The organism is Microvirga sp. M2 (assembly GCF_047497095.1).
In the GTDB taxonomy this organism is placed as follows: Bacteria; Pseudomonadota; Alphaproteobacteria; order Rhizobiales; family Beijerinckiaceae; genus Microvirga.
This window is the reverse complement of record NZ_CP134063.1, coordinates 3,428,102-3,444,476: the sequence shown is the minus strand read 5'-3', so window position 1 is coordinate 3,444,476 and position 16,375 is coordinate 3,428,102. Positions and strand designations below refer to the sequence as shown.

Genomic DNA, 16,375 nt, shown 5'->3' with positions numbered 1-16,375 from the left:
GTGCTGCGCATTGACCTCATACAGCCTGAAATTCGAAGTTGGGAAGCTGTGATATTCAATCTCAGAAATCAAGGAATGAGAAGCAGGTCGTCAATATGGATCGGGCAGTGACCGTAGAAAAAATTATACGAAGATCGAAGCATTTTGTGATGAATGTGCGTGGTGTCGGGGGCATCAGGAATCTGGCCAAGGGCGTAAGAAGTGAAGCTGCTTCGCCAGCCCGCGAACTGGAGGGACTGTCCCGTGATCGCCTCCTTCATATTGCCGCGCAATCACCTCAAGACGATGTGATCTATAAGATATTCCAAGCTCTTTTCAGGTTGAGGAACTTCAAAAGCGCTGTCAAGGTAGCCTCCTATTTGGACGTGCGGACGTTGACCGACCGACAAGCTCTGACTGTTGCGAGAGCGATGTTGTCCAATGACCGTGGAACAGAGGGCGATCTTCTGATTGAAGAGAGATGGAAGGCCTCTGATGTTCGGGCGCTTAGCCCGCAAACGGCTTTGGCATTCGCGGATGCGGTATACCTCTCGGGCCTGATGCTGGACCGAAAAATCGCCATCCTGAAGGATATCGAGGAAAATCTCGGGCGAGAAAAGTCGCTCGATCGTGTCACGCAGTACATGAAGTGGATAGCGTTCAAGCTAACATACGATACGGCGATTGAAATCGACCTGCTTCAATTCGTAGAGCTTGAGCGCTTTGACGTAGAGAACCCTGCTTACCAACTCCGTTATCTGCCGTATTTAAAGGCGCTTGGATATGACGCGGAGATCAGGGATCTGCTCACTAAGTTGAGTGAGCGGTATGCGCCGACCGATGCTGTATTGTTCCTGGCGAACATGAAAGCTGATCCGCTGTGGATCAATCGCCAGATTCTCAGCTGTACGGACTTCACATCGTCATTCCTCGAAGACGTCACGGTGCTTGCAGCCCTAGCGGAGCACCGGAAAGCTGCGCCATTGCTGGACGAGCTGTATCAGCGCTCAATTTCTGCACAGATCGCAATGTACCAGCGATCCGACATCTTCCGGAAGGGCGTTATCCTCGCAAATCTTCTCGAGATTGAGGAGGTTGGGTGCGTCTCGAAGTTAACTCAACAGGAAGCCCACACTCCCAATACTCTTTTGCCGGCGATCACAGGTCGGGGAATGGATTACTTCGCGGCTGATGATTATCTCTCCGCAAAGGACTGCTTCCTTGCAGTGCTCGAGGAGGATCCGGCCGACAAAACCGCGGGGCTTGGGCTTAGTCTGACTCTCCCGCGTACCGGTCATGGGCCCGGTGCAATTCTCGATGTCCGCGCAAGAATTGGCTACGGAACCGTTGGTCGAGGTCGCTCAGGCAATAGGAGTGACCTTGGGAAGGATTTTACGATCAGTCGGCTATTCAACGGCGATCTCGTCGCAGGGCAATATTCGAAAAGGCACAATCCTTACGGCAAGATCATGAAGGCAGCCTATGGGGAGAAGTTTCTCAACTATCAGGAACTGCCGTTTGATCGCAGTTCATCGGCCAGATTGTTCGTCATTGGAGACAGTGGAGTCGGTGACGAGATCAGGACCGCTCAATTCTATTCTCAGTTGGTCACGCGATTTAAACAAGTCACCATTTCCTGCGATCCGCGCATGCAATCGATGTTCGAGCGCTCCTTTCCTCAAATTGAGTTCGTTCCCGTTTGGAGATACCGGAAGGGATTGCTTGATCGTCAGGATAAAATGAATGGCCGTATCAAGGGGCTCGGTGAGAAAATGACGCATATTCTCACCGAGGAGTGCAGGGATCATATTGCGAACGCGGATTATGTGACCTTCGGCGAGAACATCTTCTTCAATTATTTTACGGGTGCCGTGGCGCGCCCGCCGGTCGGGTCCTATCTCACGCCAGACAAAGTTGCTCTTCCGAAGGAGGTCGGCTCGCAACGCAAACTACGCGTTGGCATTCTCTGGAGAAGTCACTTTCGAACACTTAGGCGAAAGTTTCATTATTTGCAGGTCGAGGATTTTGCGCCACTGACTAAGCTGGAGAATATCGAGCTTTGGTCGATCCAGCATTGCATGGAGGCCGATGAGATAGACTTCTGTCGGGCCCACGGCATTAGAACAATTGAAGATATCGATCTCTTCAATGATTTTGAGGGCTTCGCTCGTTACCTGAAGGGCATGGATCTTCTGACCGGCATCAGTACGGTACCGATAGAGCTTGGTGCCGCGCTTGGGACGCCCGTCTGGATGCTGGGATTTTCTCCAGAGACCTATTTTCTGAGAACGAGAGGGGGCTTGGATGAAGGTGATTACCTGACCCTCAACTCGACAGTTGTCGCACCAAAGTGGATCGACTTCACGGCTCCACGGGATGAATGTGTGAGGCTTGTTGTTCAGGAAGTCTGCAAGCGCCTCGCCTCCTGTCCCGGGCGGGACGCGCGCACCGTCCTTTAGCGGTATTGTTTTGTCGCTGAGGGCATTCTCGTATGCCTTCAGCAGAGAGAATCTCAGGGGTAGGTCACCATCGGAGCGCCACAATCTGTGCGTCAGAGATTCTCTGGATGACGGGTCTGCCAAAGGATGGTGGTGCCGGCGTTGCTATGGATCCTGCACGCCTTGGCGCAAGAGCGTCGAGAAACGGCCACGGATTTCGATTGGCACACCGAAGTTCGTACACGCGTCAGCCATACGGCCGAGATTGTGCCTGAAACGGGTCCTATGATCGGCGCGGGATTCCTGCAAATGATCGGGGGAAGCAGCAGAGCGAACAGCGGACCTGGAGCATTCAGGACGCGAGGCTAAAAATGTGGCTGGGGCCGAGATATTTAGTCGGACACCTCTGGAATTCTCACAAATCCCAGTCCTTCTCGTGCGCATCAAAATGTACCGCAACTTTGGTTGACGAGCTTAGTGCAATACGGCTTATAGACGATTGTACAGCTGCAGAAATGTATAGGACCAAAGGTGACCAGGGTCGGCCTTCTCCGTAGTGTTGCTGATGATGATCTTGAGAAGATGAGAGGGCGGAGGAACTCTCAGAGCGTAAGATCAAAGATATATACTCGGCACCTGCTCGGAATAGAAGAACGCAAATCGTGGTTGATGCGTGTTCGCGATCATGAGGAACAGCAATACTTCATTTATGAAATTAACGACGTTACTTCCAGAGTAGTTATATTCAGTGGCTTGAACAAAGATAGTATGGGCGCCTCTTGGGCATTCTAAAAACAGAGTGGTTAGCTCGTCGGTCGGAGATGAAAGCAATGATCCTGGCAAGAATGTGAGTCCATTCCGCTGTATTTATTGCCGTGTTTCTGGATGTCTGACTGTAAAGCGCCTCTCGACTGGCCACGTGGAATGAGAGTCTATGCTTGGTTGAGCTCTCTCTTGCTCTTTTCCTGGTTCTGGTGTTGCAATTGGGGCGGTCCTATGTCAGTGCATGTTGAGCCCGGTTCCTATTGCGGCGCCTCCGCCGGCGATCTCTTGAAAGTGACGCTTTGATGCTGAAGAACTCATCGATTCTTATTACCGGTGGGACAGGCTCTTTTGGCCACACCTTCGTCCCAATGACATTGAAGAAATACAATCCTCGGCGTCTGGTGATTCTCTCGCGCGACGAGATGAAACAGTGGGAGATGGCTAAGCTTTACGGCGATGACCCCCGAGTGCGTTTCTTTATCGGTGATGTCCGAGATCAGAACAGGCTGGAGCGCGCCTTGGACGGCATCGAATACGTTGTCCATGCGGCCGCGACGAAGATCGTGCCGATTGCGGAATACAACCCTTTCGAGTGCATCAAGACCAACGTCCTCGGTGCTATGAACCTCATTGATGCATGCATCGATCGAAAGGTTCGGCGCGTGGTTGCGCTGTCGACCGATAAGGCGAGCAGCCCTCTCAATCTATATGGCGCGACGAAGCTCGCTTCGGATAAACTCTTTGTGGCCAGCAATTCCTATGTCGGCTCGCAGGACACCGAGTTCTCCGTGGTCCGCTATGGCAACGTTATGGGGTCTCGGGGCTCGGTCATTCCCTTCTTTCTCTCCTTGGCCGAGAGCGGCGAATTGCCGATCACCGATCCGCGGATGACCCGCTTCATGATCACCCTTCAGGAAGGGGTCGAACTGGTCTGGCACGCATTCGAAGACATGGTTGGCGGCGAGATCTACGTGAAGAAAATTCCGTCCATGAAAGTGACCGATATCGCCAGGGCAGTGGCTCCGGACGCCCGGCATAAGATCATCGGCATCCGTCCTGGCGAAAAGCTGCACGAGCAGATGATCGGTGAGGAGGATGTGCCCTACACCTACGAATACGACAGCTATTACAAGATTCTGCCAGCCATCAATAACTGGTACACCGATCCGAAGCGCATCAAGAACGGGCGTAAGGTGCCAGAGGATTTTGTGTACCGGTCTGATACCAACACCGAGTGGATGGAGAGGGAGACACTACGTGCCTGGATCGATGAAAATCGCGGAAGAATCGGCAAAATCTGACCACCGCCCCATCCCCTACGGCCGGCAGGAGGTAACGGACTCCGATATTGAGGCGGTCGCGGCGGTTCTTCGCTCCGACTTCCTGACACAAGGGGCTCTCGTCCCCCGGTTCGAAAGGGCTGTCGCAGAACGCGTCGGCGCCCAACATGCAGTCGCGTCCAACAGTGCTACCTCTTCACTCCACTTGGCCTGCCTCGCGCTAGGGGTAGGACCGGGGGATCGCGTCTGGACAAGCCCGGTCACTTTCGTCGCGAGCGCCAATTGCGCCCGGTATTGCGGCGCCGACGTGGATTTCGTTGATATCGATCCCCGCTCGTACAATATGAGCGCAGTAGCTTTGGCTGATAAGCTGGCTATTGCCAAGCGCGAGGGGAAACTGCCGAAGGTTGTTATCCCGGTCCATCTCGCCGGTCAGCCTGCCGATATGGAAACGATCCATGCGCTCGGCCAGAAATACGGTTTCTCGATCATCGAGGATGCATCCCACGCTATCGGCGGACGTTATCGCGACCGACCGGTCGGGGACTGCCGATACTCCGACATCACGGTTTTCAGCTTCCATCCGGTCAAGATCATTACGACTGGGGAAGGCGGCATGGCGGTGACGAATGATCCCGCGCTCGCCCGCCGTATGGCGCGACTGAACAGCCATGGCATCACGCGCGATCAGGCTGAAATGACTTCGCCTTCGGAGGGGGGCTGGTATTACCAGCAACTCGAGCTGGGCTACAATTATCGCCTCACGGAGTTACAGGCGGCTTTGGGGCTGAGCCAGCTCCATCGTCTCGACGATTATGTGGCGCGGAGGCACGCCATTGCGGCGCGCTATGATGATCTGCTGCGCGATCTTCCCGTGGTGGTGCCGTGGCGAGACCCGCGCGACTATTCGGGCTTTCATCTCTACATCATCAGGCTGCGTCTCGAAGAAATCTCCCGCGGCCATCGCGAGGTGTTCGAGCGGCTGCGCAAGGCCGGAATTTTGGTGAACCTGCACTATATCCCGGTCTATCGCCAGCCCGACTTCGCCCGGTTCGGGTTCGTCCGGTCCGACTTCCCGGAGGCCGAGCGCTACTATGCCGAGGCAATAAGCATCCCTTTGTATCCGACACTGACGGACGAGCAGCAGCAGGAGGTGGCTTCTGCCATTAGACGAGCAATCACATGACAAGGATTGCGGTTATCCAAGCTCGAGTGAGCTCGTCACGCTTGCCTGCCAAAGTACTTCTGCCATTGAATGGCGTCCCTGTCGCCGTCCTGGCGGCCGTGCGGGCAGGCAACACCGGATGCAAAGTTGTTGTCGCCACATCAAGCGAGCCAAGCGATGATGCTCTGACGGCAATACTTGAAAGCTCTGGTATTTCGTATTTCCGGGGAAGCTTGCATGATACGCTTTCTCGCGTCGTGGAGGCTCTGTCGGACTACGACGACGAAACCATCGTGTATCGCCTCACTGCCGACAATGTCTTCCCAGACGGCCAGTTGCTTGATGAGATCGCGCAGGATTTTTTCACCCGGGATCTTGAATATCTATGCTGCAACGGAGAGCCTTCGGGTTTGCCATATGGCGTGAGCGTAGAGATCACGAGGTGCAGGCATCTGCGAGAGGCAAATCGCCTTGCCGAGAGCGACTATGATCGCGAGCACGTCACCCCTTATGTGCGACGTAAGTATGGGACAACGTTCTTTACGAAGTATCAGGCGCTCAAGATGGGCCACTACCGATCGACAATCGATACCCTCGACGATTACCTCAGGGTCGAGCGAGTCTTCAGATCGGTCCCACATCCCTTCGACATCTCTGCTCTTGAGCTGATCGATCTTCTCGCTAAGTCAAATGCGTCGATACCAAGCGCGCCGGTCAAGGAGCTGGTCCTGGGAGGCGCGCAACTCGGTGGTGCTTATGGAATTTGTAACCAGAGCGGGGGGCTCACGCCGGAGCAAGGCGCTCGATTGATCTCCTCCGCGCTCGCGGGCGGCGTCGAATACATAGACACAGCGCGAGCGTATGGCGGCAGCGAGGGCGTTATCGGGCGCGCGTTGAAGACAGTCCCACAAGCGACCGTTAGGGTCATAACGAAACTATCACCGCTTGCGGAGTGCCCAGCTGACGCTTTAAGGGACGTCGTGCATGCCTTCGTTGATGCGAGCGTCTACGGATCTTGTGTCGCGTTAGGGCGACCATCCCTTGATGTCCTTATGCTGCATCGTGCCGTGCATCTTGACCAATGGGGCGGGGAGGCCTGGAAGCGCATAATGGCTTTGCGGGATGTCGGAACCGTAGGGCGCCTCGGAGCATCGGTTCAATCGCCGCAGGAGCTCCTTCGGATACTGAGAGAGCCTGAAATCAGCTTCATCCAGATGCCGTTCAATCTCCTTGACCATCGGTGGGGTCTCGCTGTGGAAGCCATTCGTTCTGTTCGTGCCGAAAGGGAGCTGACAGTTCATGTCAGAAGCGCCTTTCTGCAGGGGCTTTTGCTAAGCGATGATGGTGACTTGTGGCGGCGAGCGCATGTCTCCGATGCGGCTCCCATTACAGCGTGGCTCCGAAAACAGTCGGCGCGCTGGAATCGAAAGAGCGTTGCGGATTTGTGCCTGGCTTATGTTCGATCCCAGGCATGGGTCGATGGCATTGTTGTGGGGATGGAGCGGCATGAACAATTGGCAGAGAATCTTGAAATCTTCAGAGCGCCACCCCTGAACCACGAGGCCTTGCTCCAAATCGGCCAGGAGCGCCCGGCATTGTCGGAGCAGTCTCTGGATCCGGCTCAATGGATTACGGGATAGGGTATGGTGATGAGCGCTCTCTTTTCACTCGAAGGCAAAACAGTCCTTCTCACAGGAGCCACCGGTCATCTTGGACGCGCGATGAGCGAAGGTCTCGGCGAGGCCGGCGCGCATTTGCTGATCAACGGACGGGATCACGAGCGCGTCACCTCACTGGTTGGAGAGTTGCAGGCGAACGGAGTATCGGCTGAGAGTGCCGTCTTTGACGTCACCCGGGAAGAGCAGATTGTCGAATACTTCCAGAACCGACCCAAGCTGGCGCTACACGCATTGATCCACAACGCCTATTATGGAGGCTCGGGGTCGATCGAAACCGGCGAGGCTGCTTCCTATCGCCAAAGCTACGACGTATCAGTCGTTGCAGCTCACAACCTGATGCGAGCTGCGCTGCCAAACCTTAAGGCTGCCGTACAGGAGGCGGGGGACACCTCCTTCATCAACATTGCATCTATGTACGGGATCGTGAGTCCCGATCCGAGTATCTATGCGTCGAAGCAGACTGCAAACCCACCGTTTTATGGTGCCGCCAAAGCCGCGATGCTGCAGTGGACCCGGTATGCGGCCTGCGAGTTCGGTAAGGATGGCATCCGGGTCAATTCCATCTCGCCCGGGCCCTTTCCGTCTCGGCAGGTGCAGGAAGACGACAGAGTTTTCATTCATCGGCTGAGTGAACGTGTGCCTTTGGGGCGAATCGGAGTCCCCGATGAGCTGAAAGGCCCGGTTGTCTTTCTCGCCTCGGGCGCCTCCAAATATATCAATGGAGCCAATCTGGTAGTGGATGGCGGATGGACCTGCTGGTAGGGCCGGGCTCCAGCATTTGCGATCATTCGTAGGCGAGTTTGCCTCATCCGCGGCGAACTCGATGAAGAAGATGGGCCTCAGCGAGAAGCGAGCCTAAACAGTCAAACATAGTCTCATGCAGTTGTTCTCCGCTTCAGAGCTGCTGCACGGGCTGGCGCTGGTGCGCAGTTCAATGCAGGAAGAGAAGGACCGTTTAGGGCAGGATCCTGCTCGCGCTCCCACTCTGACATGGGGAGGCTTCAGAGCGATAAGAACGGCATGGACCAAGGGCCAGCCGGGATTGCCCCCGCCGTTCTTGCCGCAGCAGGAACGGGTTCCAAGGAGGATGGACCCTTTGGGCGGAGGAGCGAACTGTGCATCCGAGGATTTCGACGCTTGTGCTAGAGCATCGAACGGAAAAGTGGGAACCAGTTTTGTGAGAAAAGATGCTCAAGAAAACATGGACCTTCCAGCATCGGACGTGAGTTCGATTTCACGTCCGATGCTGGAGGGCTTGTCCGTTGATGACGCAGGAGGAATCCAATGAGGATCTTCATCCGGGCCGATGCCTCTCCGCAGATCGGCACCGGGCATCTGGTCCGCTGCCGGACCCTGGCAAGCGAGTTGAGAGCCCGAGGGGCGGATGTGCGGTTCGTCTGCCGCGCGCACCCGGGGCATGCCAACAAACTCGTCGAGGATGAAGGCTTTCGGGTCGAGGCCTTGCCTCCTCCCGTTCGCGAAGCGCAGGCGGAGCCGGGCTACTCCGCCTGGCTCGGCGTGTCGCAGGACGAGGACGCCGGGCAGACGCTGGGGGCGATGGGAGGCGGCTGCGCAGATCTCCTGATCGTCGATCATTATGCCCTGGACGCCCATTGGGAGCGGGCTGTGCGACAAGGTACGAGACGGATCATGGTCATCGACGATCTCGCCAACCGTCCCCATGACTGCGACATTCTGCTCGATCAGACTTATGGCGCGGAGGCCTCCGACCGGTACAAAGGGCTTGTTCCCCTCGACTGCATGCTGCTGCTCGGTCCACGATATGCGCTCCTGCGCCCTGAGTACCGCCTGCTCGGGCCGCGGCTGCGCGACAAGGTCGAGCGCGTGCTGGTCTTCTTCGGAGGCGCGGACCTCGACAACGTGACAGGACTTGCACTCGATGCATTGGCTGCTCCTGAGCTGGCGATGCTCGATGTGGATGTCGTGATAGGTCCTGCCAACCCGCACCGCGAAGCGATCGAGGCGAAGGCCGCGACGCGTGGGCGGGTCGCGCTCCATCAGCCGCGTCCCCACTTGGCGGACTTGATGAGCCGTGCCGATCTCGCTATCGGGGCCGGCGGGGCCACGACCTGGGAGAGACTATGCCTTGGCCTTCCGGCGATCATAGTCGCAATCGCCGAGAATCAGGTGCAGTCATCGCGTGCTTTATCGGCCGCCGGCCTTATCGATTATGCGGGCGAACTGTCGGCCGTGACCGTGCAAAGCCTGCGAGCGCGGATTTCTGCTCTGCTCGATCGGGAACGGCTGTCGCATCTTTCTCGAACCGGGCCGTCCGCCGTAGATGGACGGGGGGCCCTGAGAACCGCCGAACTTTTGATGCCCGGCATCCAGTCCGGGCCGACGAGCGGCAGGGCGTAGCGGCTGGCCGGTCATTCTGTTATATCTTATAATCTTTGAGACCAGAGTGCTTGTACGATGATCAAGATCGCCGACCATACGATTGGCCAGGGCCACCCGCCGTTCATCATTGCAGAGATGTCCGGCAATCATAACCAATCGCTCGAGCGGGCACTCAAGATCGTGGACGCTGCTGCCGATGCCGGCGCTCACGCGATCAAGCTTCAGACCTACACTGCCGATACGATGACCCTCGATCTCGATGAGGGTGAATTCTTCATTTCCGATCCGAACAGCCTCTGGTCCGGTACCTCACTCTATCGATTGTACGAGGAGGCACATACGCCCTGGGATTGGCAGCGGACAATCTTCGAGCATGCTTCGCGACGCGGGCTGATCTGCCTCAGCACGCCTTTCGATGCTTCCGCAGTGGACTTCCTCGAGGAACTGAATGCTCCTTGCTACAAGATCGCCTCCTTCGAGAATACCGATCTGCCGCTGATCCGTCGGGTTGCCGCAACTGGCAAGCCGATCATCATCTCGACCGGAATGGCCACGATTGCTGAACTCGACGAAACTGTCCGTGCCGCCCGTGAGGCAGGATGCAAGGACCTGATCCTGCTTCAGTGCACCAGCACGTATCCGGCGACCCCGGAGAACACGAATCTTTTGACCATTCCCCACATGAGGGAGTTGTTCGGTACCGAGGTCGGCCTGTCGGATCACACGATGGGTATCGGCGTGTCGGTCGCCAGCGTGGCCCTTGGCGCCACCGTCATCGAGAAGCACTTCACGCTGGATCGTGCGGATGGCGGGGTCGACAGCACCTTCTCGATGGAGCCTGCGGAAATGGCTCAGTTGGTCATTGAAACGGAGCGTGCTTGGCAGGCGCTTGGCAGGATTACCTATGGTCCGGTCGAGGCTGAGAAGAAGTCGATCCAGTTCCGTCGTTCCTTGTACATTGTGGAGAATATGAAAGCAGGGGAGGTCCTGACGGAGAAGAACCTTCGTGCGATCCGCCCAGGCAGGGGCCTCCCACCCAAGTATCTCCAGGTGATGCTCGGCCGCCCGGTGCCACGGGACGTTCAGCGCGGAACCGCACTGACTTGGGACCTGCTGCGCGCCGATTGATGCGGCAACATTCTCCGCAATAGTACCACGCTGATCTGGGCACTGACACAATGTCGATTGCGTATTTTAAGGGCTGTCTCAGAGTCGGCCACTTGGCGTCGGTCAGTGCTGATTATCGGACCCTTGTCGAAGCAAGGATGCCGCAGCAGATCGAAGCATTGGCTGCATTGGATAGAGGATCGCTTGCTGGCGCTTACATCGATTTCCTGACTGGTGAAATCAGGCGCGTGCGCGAGTATGATGTTGCGCAAGCCGACATCTGTTTCTTCGGCAAAACGGGGAACAACCTAAAAGAATTCAAGTTCTTACAAAAGATCCTTGACGAACAAGGCGTCCAGTATACGTGCTGCTACTTCCTGGACGATTTCGAGTGCACAAAAAGAAAGCTCTCGGGGCTGTCTAAGCCGCTTCTTGATTCGGTTCATCGTGACACGGAACGATGGCTACAGTCTGTTGCCTCCATCACCGGCGCTCAACTCTTTAGACATCTTCAATATACGGGCGCGTACCTCAACGTCATGTACTCCTACTCCGGCAAGGATTATCTCTTGCCTCGAATCGCAGTTGTTGCCAACGACCATGCTCCTCTGCAGGTCGGCTTCGCGATGGCGATGGAGACGCTCGGGGTTCCGGTCATTTATATGCAGCACGCCGAAGTATCCGGTGCCTTTCCTCCCCTTGATTTTACCGCGGCTGTCCTTCGCAACCAAGTATCCCTGGATCGGTATCGGAATGCAGGGCGGGTAAAGGGTAGGGTCTTCGTCGTCTCAAGAAACTTTGATGGGGGCAGTTTTCAGAAAGTCCCGGAGAAGCTCATCGACCAAGCAATCGTCGGCATCTATCCCACCTCCCACTGCGATCCTGCGGCAATACGCCGTGCGATTGACTCTCTGGGTCGCAATCCCGCTGTTGCCGATTATTTCGTCAAACCTCATCCCAACAGCGCAACGGTCTTCACAGACGAGGATGCCAGACACTTCCGGGTTCGATCAGCGGCGCCTGACGAAGATCACGTAGCCATTGTTGGCAATTCCTCGGTTGTCGTTGATCTGCTAGGAAGAGGGCATCCCGTTTATCAGCTGTTTGAACTTGATCGCATCGAGCCCGACTATTATGGCTTCGTGAAACTGGGGCTCGTGCCGGCGATTGCTCCGGCGGCCCTGGCGCAAAAATTCTGGGATGATGGCTTCTACCGACAGGAATGGCTCCAGAGGGTCAGCCAGTACGAGCCCTCGATCCGTGAGAACCAAGTGTTAGCAAGGCGCAGGCTTGCCGGTTTCCTCCGTCGGCGACTTGTAAGGAGGAAGTGGACCAAGGTCTATTGGCGCGTAGTAAACCGACTCAAGAGCGGTGAATTCTTGGAGTTTCAGCGGCGGGGCCGGCGGTGGGGCGGTATAAAACGTTGATGGATCAGCTAACCGGCGCCTCTGACATGAAGTAATGCTTCACTATTTCGTTAATCAACCGTGGCCGGACTAGCCGCCTAGGCCCTGCATAGGCCCCGCGTGGTGGGGAACTCACCGGAGATCTCTCGTAGAAGGGTCTCCTGGCGTGGACGGCAAGGTGCAGCAGCAATACCCCGTATTTGAAGGATTGCCGCTCAACCCGTGGCTGTCGAAGTTCCAGGTAGGGCCTCACGTGGTCTGTTAAGATTAACAAACCGAACCTGTAATGATATGACGGGCGGCAGTCCGCGAAAGTAGTCATTAATGATGGATGAACTTGACGAGGACGAGGACCTGAAGGGCGGCGAAACGGCACCGCGCTATGCGGTCTCCCACTGGCGCCCTCAAATAGTTCGGCGGGTTCTCGAGCGAGCCAAGCTGCTCACAGCTTGGTTGTGGTTGACCGTCTGGCCTCTTTACGGCTGGCGTTCAATTGTCAGCATGGCCCTAATTACGTGCGGAAGACTGGCCGATGCGGCTAGCTTTGTCGTCGGGATGCATATCCTGACCCGCTCACTTACCCACGGGGGCTTCCCTTCAGATGATCTCCAGAGCAGCCTGACCTGGGCTGTTGCCGGAATCGCGGGTATCCTTCTCATCGCGAGCACCCTCAGTTATATCGGAAGCAAACTCGCCGTTCAGATCGTTTTGGCCTATGAAAAAACATCTCTGGTCGAAGGACTGGCGATCGCTCATCAATGCCGCTTGAATAAAACCAAAATAACGAAGCAAGAGAGAGCTAGTATAACGAGGCAGGCCCCTCGGATGATGGCGCGTAATCTATTGCATGTCATCAATGGGGGCACGTCCGGTGTCATGATGATATCCGGCGCGTTGACATGCTTGGTGCTGTTTCCGGCCCTGACTGGACTTCTAATGCTTAGCCTTGTCATGCTGAGTCCACTCTACATTCTGGCGGCATTGCATGGCACCAATATTGGTCACAGTATTCGATCTAGTTCTTCGGCCTACAGCGAAATGATAAAGCAGTTAGAGAGCAAGTGGCTCAAAAGTTCAATGTTTGATCGGCGCGAGGCGCAAACGGAAATTGAGTCTGATCTAGGCTACAATGATTTTATCAACATGTATGGCGCCCGTTTGAAGCTGTCGGCGCGCAATCACCTGTTGAGCAACCTGACATTGGCATTCGTTTTAAGCCTATCCTCCATTTGGTTCATTAACGAGATTGAACTCACAGCCAAATCTGTAACGGTTGTTGTTTCCTACATCATTGCTCTCCGGCTTTTCGCGCATGGTCTCGCCGGGGTCTTCCATGCCCTGCAAAGCATCAATACAACTTTGCCTTTCTGCCTTGCCTTTCTGATGCGGGATCCTCGCTTCAAAAAAGTACAGCACAAACAGCATCATACCATGCCGAAGCCACTTGATGAGACAAGCTGAACAGATAAGCGAGGTAGGCCAGCGACCGAGTAAAGTCGTCGGGTATGATGTCCGAGGCAACCGCGGCACATGGAAAGCCGTGGAAGCGCCGATGGACAGATAAGCCCCAAAAGCCTCATTTAGACCCAGATCACGCCTGGAGCGGCCCGATGAGACTGAACAAATTACTTATTAGCAAGGTGATGGCTTATACCCCAGCCTTCGTTCGGCAAACGGCAAAGAAAGTTCTGCCAAAGTCTACCGTTAGGGCTCTTGTCGCTCGGCTCACGACGGATCCGGCGTTGAGGACGAGGCAGTTGGCGCGGATTCTCTCGCAGCCTCGATCCATTTTTCCAACAATTGAAACTGGGCTCTGGAGCCCGTACTCCGATCACGCGGTCGAGACTTTGCTCCGAGTACTAGAAGACCCGAGCGCAAACGAAATGCGGCGCATTCATGCGCTCTGGGCTCTTGCCCGCTGGAGTGTGAGCGTTCAGGACTACAAACAGGCGCTGTCGTATTTTTACGCCTTGCGGCGTCTTTTGCCCGACTCGAGCCTGACCATCGGGTTCCAACTTCTTGAACTGGAGGCTTTGCTGTCCGAGGGTCAGGTCAGCGAGGCCCAATTCGCGGCACATGCGCTTCAGAAAGTTCGCGGTGATGAACCCGAGTTGTTGTACGCGATGGCCAATGTCGCCAAGGCGCAAGGGGCAGGTCACACATCCGCTCACCTCGACACGATCAACAGGGCTTTGGCGGTTGGAGGGCTCGCTCCGCTGGCGCTTCGCGACCCGAACGGATCGCTGGCCCTCGGCAATATTCACGCGCCAACGGCCATCCCTGAACCCGATTGTTCTCGTGCTAAAGTCAGTGTGATTGTTCCGGCTTACAATGCCGCAGAGACCATTGGGACCGCCCTAGAAGGCATTTTGGCTCAGACATGGAGCAACCTCGAGGTTCTGGTTGTCAATGATGCAAGTACCGATAATACAGCCGAAATCGTGCGCAGCTTCGCTTTGCGCGATGAACGGGTTCGACAGCTTGCGCATCCTCGGAATAGTGGTGCCTATGCTGCGCGTAACACGGGGTTGGCACATGCGACCGGAGAGTTCGTGACCGTTCATGATGCGGACGACTGGTCGCATCCTCAGAAAATCGCCATCCAGGTCAATGATTCCCTTCAGAAGGCAACCGCGCTCAACGCTACAAGCGGCATTCGCGTCTCAGACGACCTGAAGTTCCTAACCCAGCCGAACGATGGTCGGATCGTCGTCTTTAACACATCCTCAGTCCTGTATCGGCGCGCAGATCTTGCCCGACTTGGCGGGTGGGATGCGGTCCGCTTTGGCGGCGATGCCGAATTATATGTCCGAGCACAGAAGTATTATGGGCAGCCATGCAAGCGTTTGGTCAAGGCGACACCCCTGACCTTCATCCTCTCGAGCTCCGGATCGCTCACCCAGAACTCTGCAACGGGAAAGCACACGTTTTACTACGGAGCCCGTCGCGAGTATCGGGAGGCCTATGATTACTGGCATTCGACCACAGACAGCCTGCCGCTGCCTGAGCATGGAAGGGCTTTCCCGGTCCCTCGGATTTTTTGCTCACGAGACACGAGCGCGCGGGAGTACGACATTCTGTTCGTGTCGGATCTCTCCCTGCCTGGCGGAACAACATCGAGCAATATCAATATGTGGCAGGCTGCTGCCGAAAGTGGCCTGAAGCAAGCTGTGCTGCATTGGCCACGCGCCGATCACGTGCACCTACCGTCGCAGTCCAAGTTGAGAAAACTGATTCATGAGCAATTGATCGATGTCATCGTTCCTGGTGAAAAGGTGAAGTGTGACTTGGTTGTGGTCAATCACCCAAACCTTTTGATGACGCTACCAAACATCCTGCCCCAGGTTGAGTGCGGTGCCTGCGTCGTGATCTTCAATCAGGCTCCGGTCACACGACATGATAGTGGCAGGGTTGCCTATGATACTCAGCAAGTTCTCGACAATGCCCAGCGTGCCTTCGGTGTCAGGCCACAGGCCGCTCCCCTGTCTCCATTGATCAGACGTATCCTTGGGAGCAGCCAGCTCGCCATTGAATTTACTCCGATCGACTGGACGCCGCTGATCAATTGCAGTCAATGGCGTCGGGACCGGGTGCCCGAGCGCACGCCGAGCCGACGTCCGGTCATTGGACGACACGGGCGGGATCACCACGAGAAATGGCCGGAAGATGTTGAGAGCATTGTGGCTGCATACGGTGTCGACGGTCCGGTCGATGTGCGGATCTTGGGAGGTGCGGGACATGCCATTTCCCGCCTTGGCCGAAAGCCCAGAAACTGGAAGGTATTGCCATTCAACCAAGTCGATGTTGCGTCCTTCCTGGCAGAGTTGGATTTCTTCGTCTACTTCCCACACCGTGATCTGATCGAGGCGTTCGGAAGGGCTCCAATGGAAGCCATGGCGACAGGAGTGCCTGTGATTCTTCCACATCACTTCGAAGAAACCTTTCAGGATGCTGCTATCTATGCCACGCCCAGTGAGGTCCTCGGCATCATCGAACGGCTGTGGAACAATGAAGCTGAGTATAACGCGCGGGTCGAACGTGGAATCGCTTACGTCGAGCGGGTTTGTAGTGCTCAAGGTTTTTCGAGCCGCGTTCGCCCATACATGAGCTCGCTCTGAGTGCACATTAAGACGGCGCCCGAGGCACGCGGGTCAATCCACGTGGACCATCACTGGGTTTGGCACCGGCGCGTGAG

The 16,375-nt window shown here is 56.0% G+C and carries 11 protein-coding genes; all 11 read left to right on the top strand.

Features of this window, described 5'->3' with window-relative positions:
* Positions 1 to 38 precede the first annotated feature (38 nt).
* The 11 genes from RE429_RS16355 (at position 39) to RE429_RS16305 (ending at position 16,298) form a co-directional block, all read left to right on the top strand.
* Positions 39 to 2,438 carry a hypothetical protein gene (locus RE429_RS16355; protein ID WP_414471774.1) on the top strand — a complete coding sequence of 800 codons (2,400 nt, stop codon included), beginning with the start codon at positions 39 to 41 and terminating at the stop codon, positions 2,436 to 2,438.
* A gap of 1,046 nt (positions 2,439 to 3,484) precedes the next feature.
* Positions 3,485 to 4,483 carry a UDP-N-acetylglucosamine 4,6-dehydratase (inverting) gene (gene pseB, locus RE429_RS16350; protein WP_414471773.1) on the top strand — a complete coding sequence of 333 codons (999 nt, stop codon included), beginning with the start codon at positions 3,485 to 3,487 and terminating at the stop codon, positions 4,481 to 4,483.
* On the top strand, positions 4,452 to 5,648 hold the full coding sequence (pseC, locus tag RE429_RS16345) for a UDP-4-amino-4,6-dideoxy-N-acetyl-beta-L-altrosamine transaminase (protein ID WP_414474224.1): 1,197 nt from the start codon (positions 4,452 to 4,454) through the stop codon (positions 5,646 to 5,648). The genes pseB and pseC overlap by 32 nt, the downstream gene beginning before the upstream one ends.
* Positions 5,645 to 7,267, top strand: coding sequence for an aldo/keto reductase (locus RE429_RS16340; RefSeq protein ID WP_414471772.1), 1,623 nt, complete (start codon positions 5,645 to 5,647; stop codon positions 7,265 to 7,267). Before pseC ends, RE429_RS16340 begins: the two co-directional genes overlap by 4 nt.
* Before the next feature lie 9 nt (positions 7,268 to 7,276).
* Complete coding sequence (locus tag RE429_RS16335; protein WP_414471771.1) at positions 7,277 to 8,068, top strand: SDR family NAD(P)-dependent oxidoreductase; 792 nt, start codon at positions 7,277 to 7,279, stop codon at positions 8,066 to 8,068.
* Between the two features lie 115 nt (positions 8,069 to 8,183).
* Entirely contained in the window at positions 8,184 to 8,594 is a 411-nt protein-coding gene (locus tag RE429_RS16330) for a hypothetical protein (protein WP_414471770.1), read from the top strand.
* On the top strand, positions 8,591 to 9,685 hold the full coding sequence (pseG, locus tag RE429_RS16325; RefSeq protein ID WP_414471769.1) for a UDP-2,4-diacetamido-2,4,6-trideoxy-beta-L-altropyranose hydrolase: 1,095 nt from the start codon (positions 8,591 to 8,593) through the stop codon (positions 9,683 to 9,685). Before RE429_RS16330 ends, pseG begins: the two co-directional genes overlap by 4 nt.
* Positions 9,686 to 9,742: 57 nt before the next feature.
* Positions 9,743 to 10,795: a pseudaminic acid synthase gene (pseI, locus tag RE429_RS16320; RefSeq protein WP_414471768.1), complete on the top strand. Its 1,053-nt coding sequence runs from the start codon at positions 9,743 to 9,745 to the stop codon at positions 10,793 to 10,795.
* A 137-nt stretch (positions 10,796 to 10,932) separates the two neighbouring features.
* Entirely contained in the window at positions 10,933 to 12,201 is a 1,269-nt protein-coding gene (locus RE429_RS16315) for a hypothetical protein (RefSeq protein ID WP_414471767.1), read from the top strand.
* Positions 12,202 to 12,504: 303 nt separating this feature from the next.
* Entirely contained in the window at positions 12,505 to 13,641 is a 1,137-nt protein-coding gene (locus RE429_RS16310) for a hypothetical protein (protein WP_414471766.1), read from the top strand.
* A gap of 149 nt (positions 13,642 to 13,790) precedes the next feature.
* Complete coding sequence (locus tag RE429_RS16305) at positions 13,791 to 16,298, top strand: glycosyltransferase (protein WP_414471765.1); 2,508 nt, start codon at positions 13,791 to 13,793, stop codon at positions 16,296 to 16,298.
* Positions 16,299 to 16,375: the final 77 nt, after the last annotated feature.